The following is a 16,950-nucleotide window of genomic DNA, read 5'->3' on the forward strand; positions in this document are numbered from 1 at the left end:
TTTAATGATTAATTGGAATGTCGAATTGATGCGAAGGATTAACCTACTACTGCCATCAGGTCAGCTTCCGACAGGATCAAGACTTCTTGACCGTCGATTTTTTCTTTCTTAACGCCGTAACCTTCATTGAAGATCACTACATCACCCACTTTCACATCCAGTGGTTTAACTGTGCCGTTTTCCAAAATACGGCCATTGCCCACTGCAAGGATTTCACCGCGGGTTGATTTTTCAGCGGCGCTACCAGTTAAAACGATGCCACCCGCTGAAGTTGACTCAACTTCTAGACGCTTAACGATTACGCGGTCATGTAATGGACGAATATTCATCTATGAACTCTCCTAATGATTTAATGCCCAACAATCGAGGCGATTTGTGATGAAAAAGAGGAGGCACGTCCGCCTTCCCCTTTGATGTCTGTGATATGGGGTTTAAGCCCCCCAGATCCAAGTGCCTTTTCAAAAAAAAGTTTCATTTTTTTGATGTCAGTTTTTTCAAGTGGGCACAATCCTGCTAGAATCTCGCCTCCGCTCGCAAACAAGGCATTATTTCCCCCATGAAAGACAGACACGGGCTGCTTAGCGCGCCAATTGGTCGTGTACTGCTCAACATGAGCCTCCCCAACTTGATTGGCATTATGACCATTCTCGGGTTTAGCCTCGCTGACACTTTTTTTATCAGTCAGTTAGGGACAGAAGCCCTAGCGGCGATCAGTTTTACCTTTCCCGTGACCTTAGTGATTTCAAGCATTGCCATCGGTATTGGCGCCGGGGTATCGACCAATTTAGGGCGACTGATAGGTTCGGGAAATGCCCCAAGGGCGAAGGTCTTTTTACACGACGCCCTACTGCTCACCTTTGTATTAACTGCCAGTTTAGCCGCCCTTGGCAGCATCTTTATTACACCGCTCTTTAGTTTACTCGGCGCCAATGAGAGCAGTTTGCCGTTAATCCACGACTATATGATTTACTGGTATTTAGCGGCGCCGTTATTGGTCGTGCTGATGGTGGGCAATCAGGGTTTACGCTCCACGGGCGATACCCGTTCCCCGGCGATGATTATGGCGCTGGCGGCGATTATTAACCTTATCCTCGATCCTTTACTGATCTTCGGTATTGGGCCGTTTCCCCGTTTAGAGATCCAAGGTGCGGCGATTGCGACGCTTATCGCTTGGGTTGTGGCCCTATCATTATCTAGTTATCTATTGATTATTAAGCGTAAAATGCTGGAGTGGGCCGCCTTCGATATCGATAGAATGCGCGCCAACTGGAGTCAATTGGCCCATATTGCTCAGCCTGCGGCATTAATGAATTTAATCAATCCGTTAGCGAATGCTGTGATTATGGCGATGCTGGCCCATATCGACCATAGCGCTGTGGCGGCTTTTGGTGCCGGCACTCGGCTCGAGTCATTACTCTTGATTGTGGTCATGGCGTTATCCTCGAGCCTGATGCCCTTTATCGCGCAAAACTTAGGCGCAGGACAACCCCAAAGGGCTAAGCAGGCTTTGCTGTTATCCCTTAAATTTATCTTAGTATTCCAGACCTTACTCTATATTCCGCTGGCGTTTTTAGCTCAACCTATCGCCCATTTATTCAGTACCGATCCGCAGGTGTTAGAGTGGCTAAGTTTTTATATTCTGGTTTTACCCTGCGCCTATGGCCCATTAGGCATAGTGATTATTTTTGCCACGGCGCTGAATGCTTACCACAGACCCATGAGTTCCTTAGTAATTAACCTCTGCCGCTTAGTGCTACTGATGCTGCCGCTGGCGGCGCTGGGCTCTTATATCGATGGGGTGAAAGGTTTATTGCTCGCGCTCCCCATCACTAATCTGCTGATGGGGATTGCCTGTTACTCTTTAGCCCAGCGGATCTGTGAACCTGCAAAGGTCGTCACCGCCGATGCCAATCTTGAAGGCTGATAGCGCTTTGCAGTGCGCTTAGCTGTGAGTTACCGTCGAAAACGCAGATCATCGTTGGGGAACGCTTCCTTCGAGGCTTTACATACTCTGCGCGGACTCACTTCGCTCATATTGGTCGGCATACCGTTGGGGGCGAGTTCTTGCATAATAAAATCGATAAAACGACGACTGGCCAAGCTGACATAACGCCTCGATGGATAAGCTAAATAGCATTCTCCTTGGTGGGCTTCGATTTCAGGCAGCAGGCTAATTAGCTCCCCAGCCTCCACAAAATCGACCACGACTTCAGCTGGGGCATACACTATTCCTCGCCCCTGCAGGGCAAACTCCACCGCCACTTCGACACTGTTGGAGCAAAAATTCCCTCGAACTCTCACTTCCTGCTCGGCACCTATCCAAAGTTCATTGAAGATTTTGCCGTTTGATAACCGAAATAGGGACACATTGTGGGATTCGATCTCCTGGGGCGTTTTCGGGGTGCCATGTTTCGCTAAATATTCGGGGCTGGCATAGAAACGCAGATCCGTCGTAAACACGGGCCGCACGACCAAGTCTAAGGTGTCTAATGCGGGTTCAACCACAAAGGCGACATCGAGATTATTTTTAACCATATCAATGGATTCGGCGCTGCTAATCACTTCGACGGTTAATCTAGGGTGCAAGTCCATAAAACGGAAAATAGCCCGCATCAGCACATTCATACTGTGGATAGGGAACATTTGGATCCGCAGGTGACCACTTATTTCGGCATCGTCATTGGTCATTTCGAACAGGGTTTCATCGAGCTGGGCCAAGATCTTTTGCGAACGCTGGTAAAAATGGCTACCCGCCGAAGTGAGGGTCATTGAACGGCTCTGGCGATGGAAGAGTTTGATGTTCAGTTCATCTTCCAATGCCTGTAAACGACGGCTGACCGTTGACTTAGGTAAGTTAAGTAAATCAGCGGCTTCGATCAAACTGCCCGTTTCTGCTATTCGGTGGAATAGCGCTAAATCCTCTGTCTTCATATTCACCCTAAATTCAATCTCAATAAGTAGGACTGATAATCCCAAACTATCCCGTTTATTGCAACTGGTTTAACTGTTATCTTCGCCGCCACAAATGCTGACAAATTGTTACAAAGGATACTCCACCATGCCATCATATCGACGTTTGCCCTTAGCTATGCTGCTTTCGGTCCTGCCGCTTTCTGTCCTGCTAAGCGGCTGTTCGCCGGCTGAAAGTTCTGTACAAACGCCACCAATTCGTCCGGTCAAATTATTCGAGGTGGCGCAGCTCGAAGGGGGAGATTTTAGAACTTTCCCTGCCAGAGTCGCCGCCAATAGCCGCGCCGAATTATCGTTTCGAATTTCAGGGCAATTAACCGAACTGGCATTGGTGGAGGGGCAAACCGTTACCGAGGGGAGCTTGCTGGCAAAGCTCGACGACAGAGACGCCTACAATAATCTGATGACCCGCGAGGCGGAGCATGAACTCTTAGCCGCCGACTTTAAACGTAAGGTCGAGCTGCTCAATCGCAAGCTGATTTCACAATCTGAATTTGATAGCGCCCAGGCGCAATTGAAATCCGCTAAGGCGGCCCTAGCGGCGGCGCGCGATCAACTCAGTTACACCCGCTTAACCGCGCCCTTTAGCGGCACTATTGCGAAACGGTTAGTGGATAATCACCAGATAGTGCAGGCCAATCAAGGCGTACTAACCTTGCAAAACAATAACTTGCTCGATGTAAGCATCCAAGTGCCCGAGGCCATGGCCGCCAGCTTAAACGAGTATATCAAGCAGCCAAACTTTAGCGCTAAGGTGCGTTTTAGCGCGTTAGAAGGCATCGCATTTGACGCCAGATTTAAAGAGTACTCGACCCAAGTCACCCCAGGTACTCAGGCCTATGAAGTCGTGTTTTCATTACCACAACCTAAAGATATTCAATTACTTCCGGGTATGAGCGCCGAGTTAACTTTGGCCTTAGTCAAGGCCACAGAACACAGCAAAACTCCCGCGGCCGCCATAGTCCCTGTGACAGCTATCGATAAGAGCGACCAAGATGGCAAAGTGCAGGTTTGGCTATATCAAGCCCAGTCCGGTGAGGTCACCCCCACTGAGGTCACGCTCGGGCGAGTGACTAACCAAGGGATTGAAATCTTGGGCGGTATTAAAAAGGGCGATTTAATTGTGAGTGCTGGTGTTTCCCAATTATCTAATGGCATGAAAGTTAAGCCGCTACGCTGGCAGCGTGGAGTATAACGAATGAATATTGCTGAGTATTCCATCCGCCATAAAGTCATTAGCTGGATGTTTGTGTTGCTACTCCTCGTGGGTGGCGGCGTCAGTTTTACTGGTTTAGGGCAACTCGAATTCCCCGAATTTACCATTAAAGAAGCGCTCGTGATCACCGCCTATCCCGGCGCATCACCGGAGCAAGTCGAAGAGGAAGTCACCCTACCGCTTGAAAATGCGCTGCAACAACTGGATGCCGTTAAGCATGTCACTTCGATAAACAGTGCTGGCCTGTCGCAAATCAAGATTGAAATCAAAGAAAGCTATGACAAAACCAGCCTGCCACAGGTATGGGATGAAGTGCGCCGTAAGGTTAACGATACCGCAGGACAACTGCCCCCCGGCAGCACCTCGCCCAAGGTCTATGACGACTTTGGCGATGTCTACGGCATTTTGTTTAATCTTTCTGGCCCGGATTATAGCAACCGCGAATTAACCAACTATGCCGACTACCTGCGCCGCGAGCTAGTGCTAGTGCCTGGGGTCAAAAAAGTCTCAGTTGCGGGCAGTGTAACCGAACAGGTCGTGATTGAAATCTCCCAGCAAAAACTCTCGGCGCTGGGGCTAGATCAAAGCTATATCTATGGCCTAGTCAATAATCAAAACGTGGTCTCCAATGCGGGCAGTCTCGTCATTGGCGACAACCGTATTCGCATCCATCCCACGGGCGAATTTGGTAGCGTTCAGGATCTCGCCCGTCTGATCGTCAGCCCACCCGGCAGTACTGAACTGATTTACCTCGGCGATATTGCCCATATTGAAAAAGACTACGATGAAACCCCCGATGTGCTGTACCACAACCGTGGAGAAGCGGCGCTATCACTAGGCATATCCTTCTCAAGCGGTGTCAACGTGGTGGAAGTCGGCCAGAGGGTGAGCGATCGCCTAAGCGAACTCGAATCCCAACGTCCGATAGGCATGAGCTTAGACACTGTCTATAACCAGAGTCTGGCGGTCGATCAAACAGTCAACGGCTTCTTGATCAACTTACTCGAATCGATTGCCATCGTTATCGCCGTATTGCTGCTGTTTATGGGCCTACGTTCGGGTTTGCTGATGGGCTTAATCCTGCTGCTCACTATTCTCGGTACTTTTATCGTGATGAAAGTGCTGGGCATTGAGCTGCAGCTTATCTCCCTCGGTGCGCTAATTATCGCTCTGGGTATGTTGGTCGATAACGCCATTGTGGTCACCGAAGGGATTTTAATTGGCCTGCACCGTGGTAAGACTCGCCTCGAAGCGGCCAAACAAATCGTGGCTCAAACCCAGTGGCCGCTATTGGGCGCGACTGTGATTGCCATTATCGCCTTTGCGCCCATTGGCTTATCGCAAAATGCTGCGGGAGAATTTTGTCGCTCACTGTTCCAAGTGTTGATGATCTCCTTATTTATCAGCTGGATTACCGCGATAACCCTAACGCCATTCTTCTGCCATTTACTCTTTAAAGATGCGCCGAGTGATGAGGAAGAACAGGACCCATACAAGGGCTGGTTCTTCAGCCTTTATCGCGCCAGTTTGACCTTTGCGCTGCGTTTTAGAATCACCAGCATTGTACTGGTTGGCGCTATGCTCGTCAGCGCAGTTGTTGGCTTTGGTCATATCAAAAATGTGTTTTTCCCTGCCTCGAATACGCCAATCTTCTTTGTGGATATTTGGATGCCGGAGGGCACAGACATTAAGGCTACCGAGCGTTTTACCGCCGATATTGAGCAGCTATTACTCAAGCAAGCCGAGGAGCAACATACTGGCCTTGTCCACCTCACCACAGTCATAGGCCAAGGGGCCCAACGGTTTGTCTTGCCCTATCAACCGGAGAAAGGTTACCCCGCCTTCGCCCAATTGATCATCGAAATGCAGGATCTTGAATCATTGCAATCCTATATGCCTGAGCTGGATAAATTTTTAAATCAACACTTTCCCCAGGCACAATATCGCCTCAAAAATATGGAAAACGGCCCGTCGCCCGCCGCCAAAATAGAAGCGCGCTTCTATGGTGACGATCCCCAAGTATTACGTGCTCTCGGGGCACAAGCGGAAGCGATTTTTCAGGCAGAACCGAGCATGGACAGCATTCGCCATGATTGGCGCAATCGAGTGCCCTTAATCCGCCCACAATTAGAAAATGCCCAAGCGAGGGAAACGGGGATCAGCAAGCAAGATCTCGATAATGCCCTATTGGTTAACTTTAGCGGTAAGCAAATTGGTTTATATCGTGAAACCAGCCACCTATTGCCTATCGTCGCCAGAGCCCCCGCCGAAGAGCGCCTGCAGGCCGACAGTCTGTGGAAGCTGCAAATTTGGAGCAGTGAACACAATACTTTTGTGCCCGCGACCCAAGTGGTGAGCAATTTTAACACTGAATGGGAGAATCCCCTGTTAATGCGCCGCGACCGTATGCGTATGCTCGCCGTGCTGGCCGATCCCAAATTGGGCAGCGATGAAACTGCCGATTCTGTGCTGCGCAAAGTGAGGGACAAGGTCGAAGCTATCGAGTTACCCGCGGGTTACCACCTCGAGTGGGGCGGCGAGTATGAAACCGCGGGTGAAGCTCAAACCGCAGTATTTAGCTCGATTCCATTGGGTTATTTGGCGATGTTTTTGATTACCGTATTCCTATTTAACTCGGTGCGCCAACCGCTGGTGATTTGGTTTACCGTGCCGTTGGCCCTGATTGGGGTTTCCGCCGGACTCCTGTTATTCGATGCCCCCTTTAGCTTTATGGCACTGCTCGGCCTGCTGAGTTTATCGGGGATGGTGATTAAAAACGGGATTGTCTTGGTCGATCAAATCAACCTCGAACTCAGTGAAGGGAAAGGCGCCTACCTTGCCCTTATCGATTCCTGCATCAGTCGCGTTCGTCCTGTGATGATGGCGGCGATCACCACCATGCTGGGGATGATCCCACTGATCCCCGACGCCTTTTTCGGCTCCATGGCGATAACGATCATCTTTGGTTTAGGTTTTGCCTCATTACTGACCCTGATAGTGCTACCAGTGATGTACAGCTTGGCCTTTAACATCAAACCGAATGCGGTGGCGAGCGAGAAGCACTAGCCCGCCATTCCCCCTAAACGCTTCCCGGCGTGGCCGATCGATGCTGTTTATTAGCATCGATTGGCCTTTTCATTTTGGGGAGTTCAAGAATAGCGGCCCGATAGCTTGAGGCTTTACACAGAGAAAAGAGAGTCGAGCAGAAAAGCGGATTATGCCTTTGGATCTTTGGGTTGCTCGTCTTTATCGGCCAATTGATGACTCTCGGGACGTTTATCGCTAGGGTCAGCCTTATGTTCAAAGTCGCCTTCGTACACATTGCCATCGGCATGCTTATCTTGCTCGAAGGGATGCTGCCCGAAAGGATTTGTTTGCGAGCCAGAATGAGGTCCAAATGGGCCCGCACCAAAACCGCCGTGCATTCCGCCCTGTAAACCAGATACTACGCGCAGTTGCAAACGTTTAAACACTAAGGCAGCAATAGGACGACGGGTTAAAGGAGTCAGCAATAATAAACCAATAAAATCAGTCACAAATCCAGGGATAACCAGTAACACCCCCGCCATAGCTAACATCATGCCTTCGACAATTTCTGGCCCTGGCGCCTCGCCTCGGGCGAGTTTTTGCTGCACTTGCATAAGCGTGCTTAGCCCTTGGCTGCGCACTAAAGACACGCCGAGCACAGCGGTAAACAGCACTAGGCCTATGGTGGTCCAGGTGCCCAGCACTTCACCCACACGGATAAGCACTGACAGTTCAAGTACCGGGATCAGCACAAATAATAAAAATAGGATTAAAAACATACTGACCTCAGTTTTATCTCACAATCTTGAAAACTAAATGGGGGCGATCCGGTCTTAATTCAAGTCACTCGGGAGGCGCTGGCTATAAAGGAGTGAAACTTCTGATATTTAGCTCACCCTTTTGTTAATACGTTAATGTATGAGACCATAAAAACACGTAAAGTAGCTTAGCCTAATAGGCTTAAGCGAAGTTTAAGATTATTAAGGGACGATACCCCACACCATGCAAGCTCAGTATCTAGTGGTCAGCACCAGTTGCCCCGATGAAATTCAGGCAAAGCGTATCGCTCACGCCTTAGTGGAAGCGCGCATCGCCGCTTGTGTGCATATCTCGGCGCCGATCAACTCCATTTATGTGTGGGAAGGCAAAATCTGTGAGGAGCAAGAAATTAGCTTACACATTAAATGTTTACAAAGCCGCTATGCCGAGCTAGAACAGCTTGTGCTTAAACTCCACCCTTATCAAGTGCCTGAAATTATTGCCGTACCCGTGGCTCACGGGCTACCAGCCTATTTAGATTGGATAAAAGATAACACTCAGCCATGAAAAAACTACTTAGCCTTATTTTCACCGCCCTACTGCTGCTTACGCCCTTAACTCAAAGTAGCAATGTTTTCGCTAATAGCTTCGGTTTTCTAAAAAGTGAGCCAGAGTTAATGCCTGTCGATCAAGCCTTTGCCTTCGATTTTAAGCAGGAAGGTAATAAGGTTACCCTCAATTGGGTGATTGCCGACGGCTATTACATGTACCGCGATAAGCTTAAATTTAGTGTCAATGGTGCCGAACTTGGCACCATAGATCTACCAAAGGGTAAACCCCATAACGACGAATATTTCGGTGAGCAAGAGGTTTACTATACCTATATCGATATTCCCGTTGGCCTGAAACAAGCCGATGACAACGGCACCCTAAGTGTGACTTTTATGGGTTGCGCCGAAGGTAAACTCTGTTATCCGCCAACCAAACGCGATGTCACCCTTAAAGCAGTTGCCGCCAATGATGGCCTGTTAGTGAGCACTGACAATGCCGCGGCGCCAAGTGCAAGCAGTGGCGAAGAAGCCAGTAGCGTTCAAGCACCCACTCAACCTATTACTCAGCAAGATACATTAAGCCAAATGCTCTCAAACGACAGCCTGATTTGGACCTTAGTGATCTTCTTCGGTTTAGGTATAGGTCTGGCACTCACCCCCTGCGTCTTCCCTATGTACCCGATTTTATCAGGTATTATTGTCGGCCAAGGGCAAAAACTCTCGACCGCAAAAGCCTTTACCCTGTCCATGGCCTATGTACAAGGTATGGCAATCACTTATTCAATTTTAGGTTTAATCGTCGCCTCGGCGGGGATGAAATACCAAGCGGCGCTGCAACATCCCGCCGTATTAATCGTGCTCGCTATTCTGTTCTTTGTGCTCAGTTTATCTATGTTTGGCCTATACGATCTTAAGCTGCCATCGAGCTGGCAGGAGAAGATGAACTCAGTATCAAACAATCAAAAGGGCGGCAATTTAGTTGGCGTATTTTTGATGGGGGTGATTTCAGGTTTAGTGGCATCGCCCTGCACTACGGCCCCACTTTCTGGTGCCTTAGTCTATGTGGCGCAGACAGGTGATTTATTGCAAGGCTTCCTCGCGCTCTACGTGCTGAGTATGGGGATGGGTGTGCCGCTACTTATCATAGGCACTTCGGGTGGTAAGTTGCTGCCACGCGCGGGCGCTTGGATGAACATCATCAAGACTGTGTTTGGCTTCCTGCTGATCGCCGTGTCTATCGTCATGCTCGGCCGTATTTGGACGGGTGTGGTTTCCGATGTGCTTTGGGCGCTATGGGGCATTAGCTTCACGGGTTACCTGATGCACCAAAACAAACTCAGCGCCTTTAACTGGAAACAAACTGTCCGTTCAGTGCTGCTTACTTTGGCGCTATTAGCTAGTTTCTCCTACGGTTTTCAGGCGGTCATGGGTCACTTTGGTTTTACCCACAGTCCAGTTGCGACTGCGACAACGACCGAGCAAGCCCATGGCTTTAAACGGATAAAATCCATTGAAGATTTAGACCGTGAAATCGCCGCTGCGACAGCTGCTGGCAAGCCTGTGATGCTGGATCTCTATGCCGATTGGTGTGTTGCCTGTAAAGAGTTTGAGGCCATCACCTTTAAGGACGCCGATGTCCTGACTCGGATGAATAAAATTGTCTTACTGCAAGCGGATGTTACTAAAAGCGATGCCGTGGATGTGGCACTGTTAGAAAAATACAATGTCCTCGGGTTACCCACATTGCTGATGTTTAACGAGCAGGGTGAGCAAAGGGAAGATTTACGTGTAACGGGTTTTATGGGGCCAAAGGATTTTGCCGCCCATTTAGATCATCTGCTGAATTAGTCTAACTTAGACCGCCCACGGCGCATCCCCAGTTAGTTTTACTGCAACTTCAACAAAAAGCGGACTTTTTTCATTAAAAGTCCGTTTTTTTATCACGCTGTCATCGATTTCTTATACAATCCCCATTTAACCTAGGCTTTTTTAGATTGGAGCATTATGGAACCTGCCATCCTCATTATCACCCTTGTCTGCGGTATGCTTGTCAGCCGTATAGGACTGCCACCGCTTATCGGCTACCTAGTGGCGGGTTTTGTGTTGTTTGTACTCGGAATAGAAAAAGACAGCCTGCCACTGCTGCAAGAACTCGCTAACCTTGGGGTCACCTTACTGTTGTTCGCCATAGGGTTAAAACTCGATATTCGCAGCCTATTTAAGGCTGAAGTATGGGCGGGTTCGAGTGTGCATTTGATGATATCCATCCTGGTTTTTGTGCCTATTCTCAAATTGCTCGGTCTTTTTGGTTTAACCCAGCTCACTAGCCTTAATCTCGAACAATTGACCTTACTCGCCTTTGCCTTAAGCTTCTCTAGTACAGTTTTTGCGGTAAAAGTATTGGAAGATAAAGGGGATATCCAATCCCTCTATGGCCGTGTCGCCATTGGTATCTTGATTATGCAGGATATCTTCGCCGTACTGTTTTTAACCATTTCCAAGGGCGATGTGCCTTCGGTTTGGGCCTTCGCATTACTCTTATTACCGCTGGCTAAGCCTCTCATTTATAAAGCTTTCGACCGTGTTGGCCACGGTGAACTATTAGTCCTTTTTGGCCTAGTAATGGCGCTGGTTGTCGGTGCTTGGTTGTTTGAGTCTGTTGGCTTAAAACCCGATCTCGGCGCCCTAATTATCGGTATCTTGTTAGCGGGGCACAAAAAATCATCTGAGCTGGCAAAATCCCTATTCTATTTTAAGGAGCTTTTCCTTGTCGCCTTCTTCTTAACCATTGGCCTCAATGGTCTACCTACGGTATCGGATATTGTTATTGCGGCACTGTTAGTATTACTCGTCCCACTGAAAATTCTGCTGTTTGTGTACATACTCACCCGCTTTAAACTGAGATCCCGTACCTCAATGCTAGGGTCATTTAACCTAGGTAACTTCAGTGAGTTTGGTTTGATTGTGGCGGCAGTAGCCACCAGCAAAGGCTGGCTCCCTCCCCAATGGCTAGTGATTATTGCGGTTGCCCTAAGCTTTAGCTTCCTGCTTGCGGCGCCGTTAAACGCGACCGTAGGTAGAATTTATCAACGATTCCAGCAGCGTCTCGTCAAACTCGAAAAGCGGCCGTTGCACCCAGAGGACCGACCTATCGCCATAGGCAATCCACGTTTTTTGATTCTAGGTATGGGGCGCATAGGTAGCGGTGCCTACGATGAGCTGCGAGCTCGATTCAGCGGTGAAATACTCGGGATCGAACATAAACAGGAAATCGTCGATCTGCACCGGGCCAAGGGTCGTAATGTGGTGCAGGGCGACGCCGCCGATACCGATTTTTGGGAGAAACTCGACAGAGCCCCAAACCTCGAATTGGTATTACTCGCTATGCCCCACCATGCGGGGAATCTGTTTGCCGTTGAGCAACTCAAGAAGCTCAATTATCAAGGTAAACTCAGCGCCATAGTGCAGTATAGCGATGATGCGGCTTCCCTGCGGGCTTCGGGTGTGCATAGCGTCTACAACCTCTATGAAGCGGCGGGTGCTGGTTTTGTTGACCATGTGGTCGATGAACTGCTTTCAGGCTCAGAGACTAAGCATACTGAAGCAGAGGCGGTTGATCATAAAGCAACGCTAAATGCCGAGGCGACAACCCAAGTTTAGCCGTGCTTAGGCAAAAACTGCCTTGAATTAAAATCACTTAATAATACACTGTACCGATTCAGAGAAACCTCTCCCTGAATCGGTATTTTCACCTTCAATACGGCCTTAGACTCCTTGAAAATCAATCCACTAGACTAATCCCCTTGACTGGTGTTAGCGCACCTAAAAACCATCTCTAGGTTATATGATCTTTGCCATACAAAATCTCAGTTACATCGCCGACTCAGTCGTGATATAAATCGAAGACAAGAACGAAATTAGCTCAGCTTTTTTGGAAGTTTTCACAGCATGTCAAATCCTGCGCAGCGCGCCACTAAGTTATTTGTCCAAACCTTTGGCACTAAAGCCGATGATTTATACCAAGCTCCTGGGCGCGTTAATCTGATCGGTGAATACACAGATTACAATGATGGCTTCGTACTGCCTGCCGCCATTAATTTTCATACGGTTATCGCGGTAAAACGCCGTGAAGACACTAAGTTTCGTGCCGTTGCCGACGCCTTCCCCGGACAAATTAAAGAGTGGACCTTTGGCAAAGAAACCGACATGAACCCCGAAGACGGTTGGGTCAATTATCTCAAGGGCCTCACCGCCGCCATGGCTCATACTGGCTTATTAGCCAAGGGCTTAGACTTAGCCGTGGTAGGTGATGTACCACTTGCGGCAGGGTTATCCTCCTCCGGCGCCTTAGTGGTGGCCTTTGGCACTGCGATAAGCGACAGCAGCCAGCTACATTTGTCCCCAATGGCCGTGGCGCAATTAGCCCAACGCGGTGAGCACCGTTATGTCGCCTCGGCTTGCAGCATTATGGATCATATGATCAGCGCTATGGGGGAGCAGGATCATGCCCTGCTGATTGACTGCCTAGACCTCGACAGTGAAGCCATCCCCATCCCAGAAAATTTAAGCCTGATCATCATAGATGCCCATATAGAGAAACAGCGTTTAGCCGCCATTAGCCAGCAGCGCCGGGATGAATGCGCGAAGGCCGCCGAGCATTTTGGCTTAGACGCACTGCGCCACCTCGATTTACGCCTGCTAGAAAGTGCAAAAGGACAATTAGATGACACCCTGTACCGCAGAGCGAAACACGTAGTCACAGAGAATAAACGCACCCAGAGTGCAGCCCGGGCACTAGAGCAAAATAACATCTCAAAATTCAGCCATTTAATGGCGCTATCCCATGCCTCCTTGCGGGATGATTTTGAGGTGACACTGCCAGAATTTGATACCTTAGTCGATATTGTCAGCCAAGTGATTGGCGAGCGCGGCGGTATCCGTATGACAGATGGTTGCGTGGTGGCATTAGTTGACCATGAATTGACGGATGCTGTGGTTGCGGCGGTAGAACATGATTTTCTCGATAAAACGGGAATAGATGCAACGGTTTATCTCTGCTCAGCCAGTGCAGGGGCCGGCCGTATCGACAATTGAGTCACTCGACCTAAGTACGTCCAGCCACAACCTAAACCTCCCCCAATACCATACGAATTCAGCTTGGATTCCTATGGTATTAATTATTTTTAAAAGGCAAAATCAAACAGTTACTCTGACATATTCAATATAGAGGGAAGCTAAATGGTACATTTCAGCGTATTAGAGCCTTGGACAGATCCCCGCGGTGGCGATATCGAGCGGGTAAGGATCGACAATGGCATACTCGCATTAGAAATCATCAGCTTAGGCGGTATTATCCGCTCCCTATGGGCCCCAGATAAACACGGTGAACGTGGCAACATAGTGTTAGGTTGCGATAGCGCCGAAGATTACCTCACCCAAAACGCCCATTTAGGCGCCATCGCCGGACGTTTTGCCAACCGCATCGCTAACGGCAAAATGCACTATCAAGGGCAAGATTATCAATTAGATATCAACCAAGCGACGAATTGCCTCCACGGTGGGCGCGAAGGTTTTAATCGTAAGAACTGGCACCTAGGCCCCTTACCCGATGGGGTACGCCTGACCTTAAAGAGCCCAGATGGCGATATGGGGTTTCCAGGAAATTGCACAGTACAATTAGATTATCGCTTAGCGGCGAATAATCTTTTTGTGGAAATCTTAGCTTCTGTGGATAAAGACTGCCCTGTCAGCCTAACCCAGCACAGCTATTTTAATCTCGATGGCTCAAACACTAACCATGAGCATCGGGTGCAACTCGATGCTAGGCGTTATCTCACCATGGATGCAGTTGGTGTGCCAACGGGGATTGCCGATACTGCCGGATCAATTTTCGATTTGAGTCAGCCGATACGTTTAGGGGACAAACTGCATGCCGCTGACTTGGCGAGCACCCGCGGCTATGATCACTGTTATCTTATGGATAATACCGACGGTTCACTCGCCCGGGTGGGTTGCCTAAGCAGCCCTATGAGTGGCCGCGCTATGACCCTATTCACCAACCAGCCTAGCGTACAACTCTACTGCGCTAACTTCTTAGAGGGAACTCAGGGGCGCAATCAGCAGGTATTGCAGCAACACCATGGCGTCTGTTTAGAGCCGCAAATGCTGCCCGACTCACCCAATCAAACTGAGTTATTTGGCGATGCCGTGTGGCTAGTTCCGGGTAAAGTCTACCACCATATTAGCCGCTATCAATTTGATATAGATGCCTAAATCATTGGGCCTAATATATTACAGCACCCAGCAAAGTAATCTGCCATGCTAGACCAAGACTTAGCATAAACGGGTAAGTAAATAGGGATGAGAGAGTTGATATTAAGGAACGAGGGGTTCGTAGGGGAAGGTAGCGATAAGGAATAAAATAAGCACTACTTTATCCCTTACACTCACAGAGTCAGCCCTTAGGCTGGCTTTGTGTTAATCATCAAAATCATCGCCCCAATCTTCATCAAAATCCGCGCCAATAGCATCGGTTTCAATTTCAGGCTCAACTTCAGGTTTGGCCTTACGCACAGGTCCAGTTTCCTTGACGTTGTTCAGGTCGATTCGAGCTTGATGCTTACTCATGAATTGAGCTCTAGCCGCCTTCCATGCACCACCAAACTTAGCCTCAGCAGCTTTTAACGCAGCCTCATCTAAGTCATATAGGTTCACTTTGACTATGTCTTCCACATACTCAACAATGGCATCTCGCTCTGTATTGTATAGGTAGATTCGTCCCGGGGAGGCGTCTGGCAACTGGTTGTCATGCACGACAATCGCGTTGCCTTTCGATGTTCTCAGCTCACCATACCAAACCTGTTTCTTTGCTGTGTTATACATATATGCCAATACCCTTAAATCAACACATACACTATGAGTTTTTTAGTCTGAATAAGCGAAGCGTCGCTTGCTTTGATCCACGAATAGCGCCGGAAAGTCTCTGACGTTTTCAACTGGGTATTTTTACAGAATATTTCCGATAATCAATGCCTCATACCATGAAATTTTCACTTATTACGCATTAATTTCGACCAAAGTCCCTAAAAAGTTTGGTCACTAACGACTTTAGTCTAAAAAATCATCGCAGCAAGTTTTTATTCGTCCCCTCTTACTCACCAAAGATAATCAAACCTAAGGTGAATTCATCTGCTCATTCGGTCAATGTGAGGACCACTTTTCCCCGGTGCGCTCCCGACTCCATTAATGCATGGGCCTTAGGCGCTTCGCTGAGTGGGAAAGTCGCAAAGATATTGGGCACAATTTGATGGCTATCGAGTAGCGGCCACACGCGCTCATGTAACTGTCTAGCAATCTCGGCCTTGGCTTCAACGCTCTGCGGTCTTAGGGTTGACCCCGTCCAGACAATGCGCTTCGCCATCAAGCGAAAAAGTTCGATCTCGGCCTTAGGGCCACGTTGCATGGCGACAGAGACCATGCGGCCATCCATTGCAAGCGCCTGTAAATTGAGGTTAATAAAATCGCCGCCCGCGATATCAAACACCACATTGACCCCTTTATTTTGGGTAAATGCCATCACGGCTTCGACAAAGTTGTGAGTGCGATAATTGATCACCTCTTGGGCACCGAGGCTCAAACAATAATCGCGTTTATCATCCTGCCCTGTAGTGGCTATCACCCTTGAACCTAAGGCGCTGGCGAGTTGAATCGCCGTGCTGCCGATCCCGCCCGAGCCGCCGTGGATCAGCACAGTTTCGCCCGCTTTCAGTCCCGCTCGCATAAACAGGTTGCCCCATACGGTGAAGAAGGTTTCCGGCAGTGCGGCGGCCTGCACATAACTAAAGCCCGTTGGAATAGGCAAACAGTGGGCTGCATAGGTGAGCGCATACTCACCATAACCACCGCCCGGCACTAAGGCGCATACCTTATCGCCGATTTGCCATTGGCTCACGCCTTCACCCAGAGCACAAATATCCCCGGCGACCTCTAACCCAATAATGGGTGATGCGCCCGGCGGTGGCGGATAAGCACCGACCCTTTGCTTGATATCCGGGCCATTTACACCCGCGGCATGCACACGGATCAACACTTGACCAGCGGCAGGGACAGGCAAAGGCGAGCGCGATAGCCGCATCACCTCGGGGGCGCCGGGCTGTTCAACTTGGATATGGGTGTACTCACTGGGTAAGGCTGATATAGGTAAAGCTGACATAGATAGCTCCTAAAATTTGGTTCACGCTCCCATCATAGCTATCTCAATGGGCAATATCCCTAAGAATAGCCAGTTTTATTCTGCCATTGTAAAGAATCCGCCTTCTTAGAAGGCGGCTTTGACATGCCCCTGGAAGGGGCTATTCCAAGAACCTACATCATCTGCAACGACAATTGAGCCTCATGTGCCTGATCTTGTTTATCTTGATGGCGCAC

The 16,950-nt window shown here is 49.1% G+C and carries 14 protein-coding genes; 8 read left to right on the top strand and 6 right to left on the bottom strand.

Annotation, left to right across the window (positions count from 1 at the left end):
• Positions 1 to 38: 38 nt before the first annotated feature.
• On the bottom strand, positions 39 to 329 hold the full coding sequence (locus MJO46_RS08925; protein WP_006086113.1) for a co-chaperone GroES: 291 nt from the start codon (positions 327 to 329) through the stop codon (positions 39 to 41).
• A 20-nt stretch (positions 330 to 349) separates the two neighbouring features.
• The gene (locus MJO46_RS08930) at positions 350 to 571 is read right to left on the bottom strand and encodes a hypothetical protein (RefSeq protein ID WP_253989003.1); all 222 of its coding nucleotides are present in this window, start codon (positions 569 to 571) and stop codon (positions 350 to 352) included.
• On the opposite strand from MJO46_RS08930, the gene MJO46_RS08935 reads away from it, so the two are divergent.
• Positions 557 to 1,924, top strand: coding sequence for an MATE family efflux transporter (locus MJO46_RS08935; protein ID WP_253989004.1), 1,368 nt, complete (start codon positions 557 to 559; stop codon positions 1,922 to 1,924). The two genes, MJO46_RS08930 and MJO46_RS08935, sit on opposite strands and share 15 nt — an antisense overlap.
• Positions 1,925 to 1,953: 29 nt before the next feature.
• Here the strand turns inward: MJO46_RS08935 and MJO46_RS08940 are convergent, their stop codons facing one another.
• Positions 1,954 to 2,931 carry a LysR family transcriptional regulator gene (locus MJO46_RS08940; protein ID WP_253989005.1) on the bottom strand — a complete coding sequence of 326 codons (978 nt, stop codon included), beginning with the start codon at positions 2,929 to 2,931 and terminating at the stop codon, positions 1,954 to 1,956.
• Between the two features lie 127 nt (positions 2,932 to 3,058).
• Between MJO46_RS08940 and MJO46_RS08945 the strand changes: the two genes are divergently transcribed.
• Positions 3,059 to 4,165, top strand: coding sequence for an efflux RND transporter periplasmic adaptor subunit (locus tag MJO46_RS08945; RefSeq protein WP_253989006.1), 1,107 nt, complete (start codon positions 3,059 to 3,061; stop codon positions 4,163 to 4,165).
• A gap of 3 nt (positions 4,166 to 4,168) precedes the next feature.
• Positions 4,169 to 7,252 (top strand): efflux RND transporter permease subunit, encoded by a 3,084-nt coding sequence (locus MJO46_RS08950; protein WP_253989007.1) that lies wholly within the window; start codon positions 4,169 to 4,171, stop codon positions 7,250 to 7,252.
• Between the two features lie 149 nt (positions 7,253 to 7,401).
• Here MJO46_RS08950 and MJO46_RS08955 read toward each other — a convergent pair whose 3' ends face one another.
• Entirely contained in the window at positions 7,402 to 7,992 is a 591-nt protein-coding gene (locus MJO46_RS08955; protein ID WP_253989008.1) for an FxsA family protein, read from the bottom strand.
• A 223-nt stretch (positions 7,993 to 8,215) separates the two neighbouring features.
• Between MJO46_RS08955 and cutA the strand changes: the two genes are divergently transcribed.
• The 5 genes from cutA to MJO46_RS08980 all read left to right on the top strand — a co-directional run bounded on the left by cutA (position 8,216) and on the right by MJO46_RS08980 (position 14,796).
• Positions 8,216 to 8,539 (top strand): divalent-cation tolerance protein CutA, encoded by a 324-nt coding sequence (gene cutA, locus MJO46_RS08960; protein ID WP_253989009.1) that lies wholly within the window; start codon positions 8,216 to 8,218, stop codon positions 8,537 to 8,539.
• A complete protein-coding gene (locus MJO46_RS08965; RefSeq protein ID WP_253989010.1) occupies positions 8,536 to 10,371 on the top strand; it encodes a protein-disulfide reductase DsbD in 1,836 nt (611 codons plus the stop codon). The genes cutA and MJO46_RS08965 overlap by 4 nt, the downstream gene beginning before the upstream one ends.
• A 156-nt stretch (positions 10,372 to 10,527) precedes the next feature.
• Positions 10,528 to 12,183 (top strand): cation:proton antiporter family protein, encoded by a 1,656-nt coding sequence (locus tag MJO46_RS08970; RefSeq protein WP_253989011.1) that lies wholly within the window; start codon positions 10,528 to 10,530, stop codon positions 12,181 to 12,183.
• A gap of 288 nt (positions 12,184 to 12,471) precedes the next feature.
• Entirely contained in the window at positions 12,472 to 13,617 is a 1,146-nt protein-coding gene (gene galK, locus MJO46_RS08975; RefSeq protein ID WP_253989012.1) for a galactokinase, read from the top strand.
• 144 nt (positions 13,618 to 13,761) lie between these two features.
• Complete coding sequence (locus MJO46_RS08980) at positions 13,762 to 14,796, top strand: aldose epimerase family protein (RefSeq protein ID WP_253989013.1); 1,035 nt, start codon at positions 13,762 to 13,764, stop codon at positions 14,794 to 14,796.
• A gap of 204 nt (positions 14,797 to 15,000) precedes the next feature.
• Here the strand turns inward: MJO46_RS08980 and MJO46_RS08985 are convergent, their stop codons facing one another.
• Together MJO46_RS08985 and MJO46_RS08990 are read right to left on the bottom strand one after the other, a co-directional pair.
• Positions 15,001 to 15,405, bottom strand: coding sequence for a hypothetical protein (locus tag MJO46_RS08985; RefSeq protein ID WP_198781179.1), 405 nt, complete (start codon positions 15,403 to 15,405; stop codon positions 15,001 to 15,003).
• 310 nt (positions 15,406 to 15,715) lie between these two features.
• Positions 15,716 to 16,720, bottom strand: a complete 1,005-nt coding sequence (locus tag MJO46_RS08990; RefSeq protein ID WP_253989018.1) for an NAD(P)H-quinone oxidoreductase — start codon at positions 16,718 to 16,720, stop codon at positions 15,716 to 15,718.
• Positions 16,721 to 16,950: the final 230 nt, after the last annotated feature.

The sequence above is a fragment of the Shewanella sp. KJ2020 genome (assembly GCF_024197625.1).
Taxonomy (GTDB): Bacteria; Pseudomonadota; Gammaproteobacteria; order Enterobacterales; family Shewanellaceae; genus Shewanella.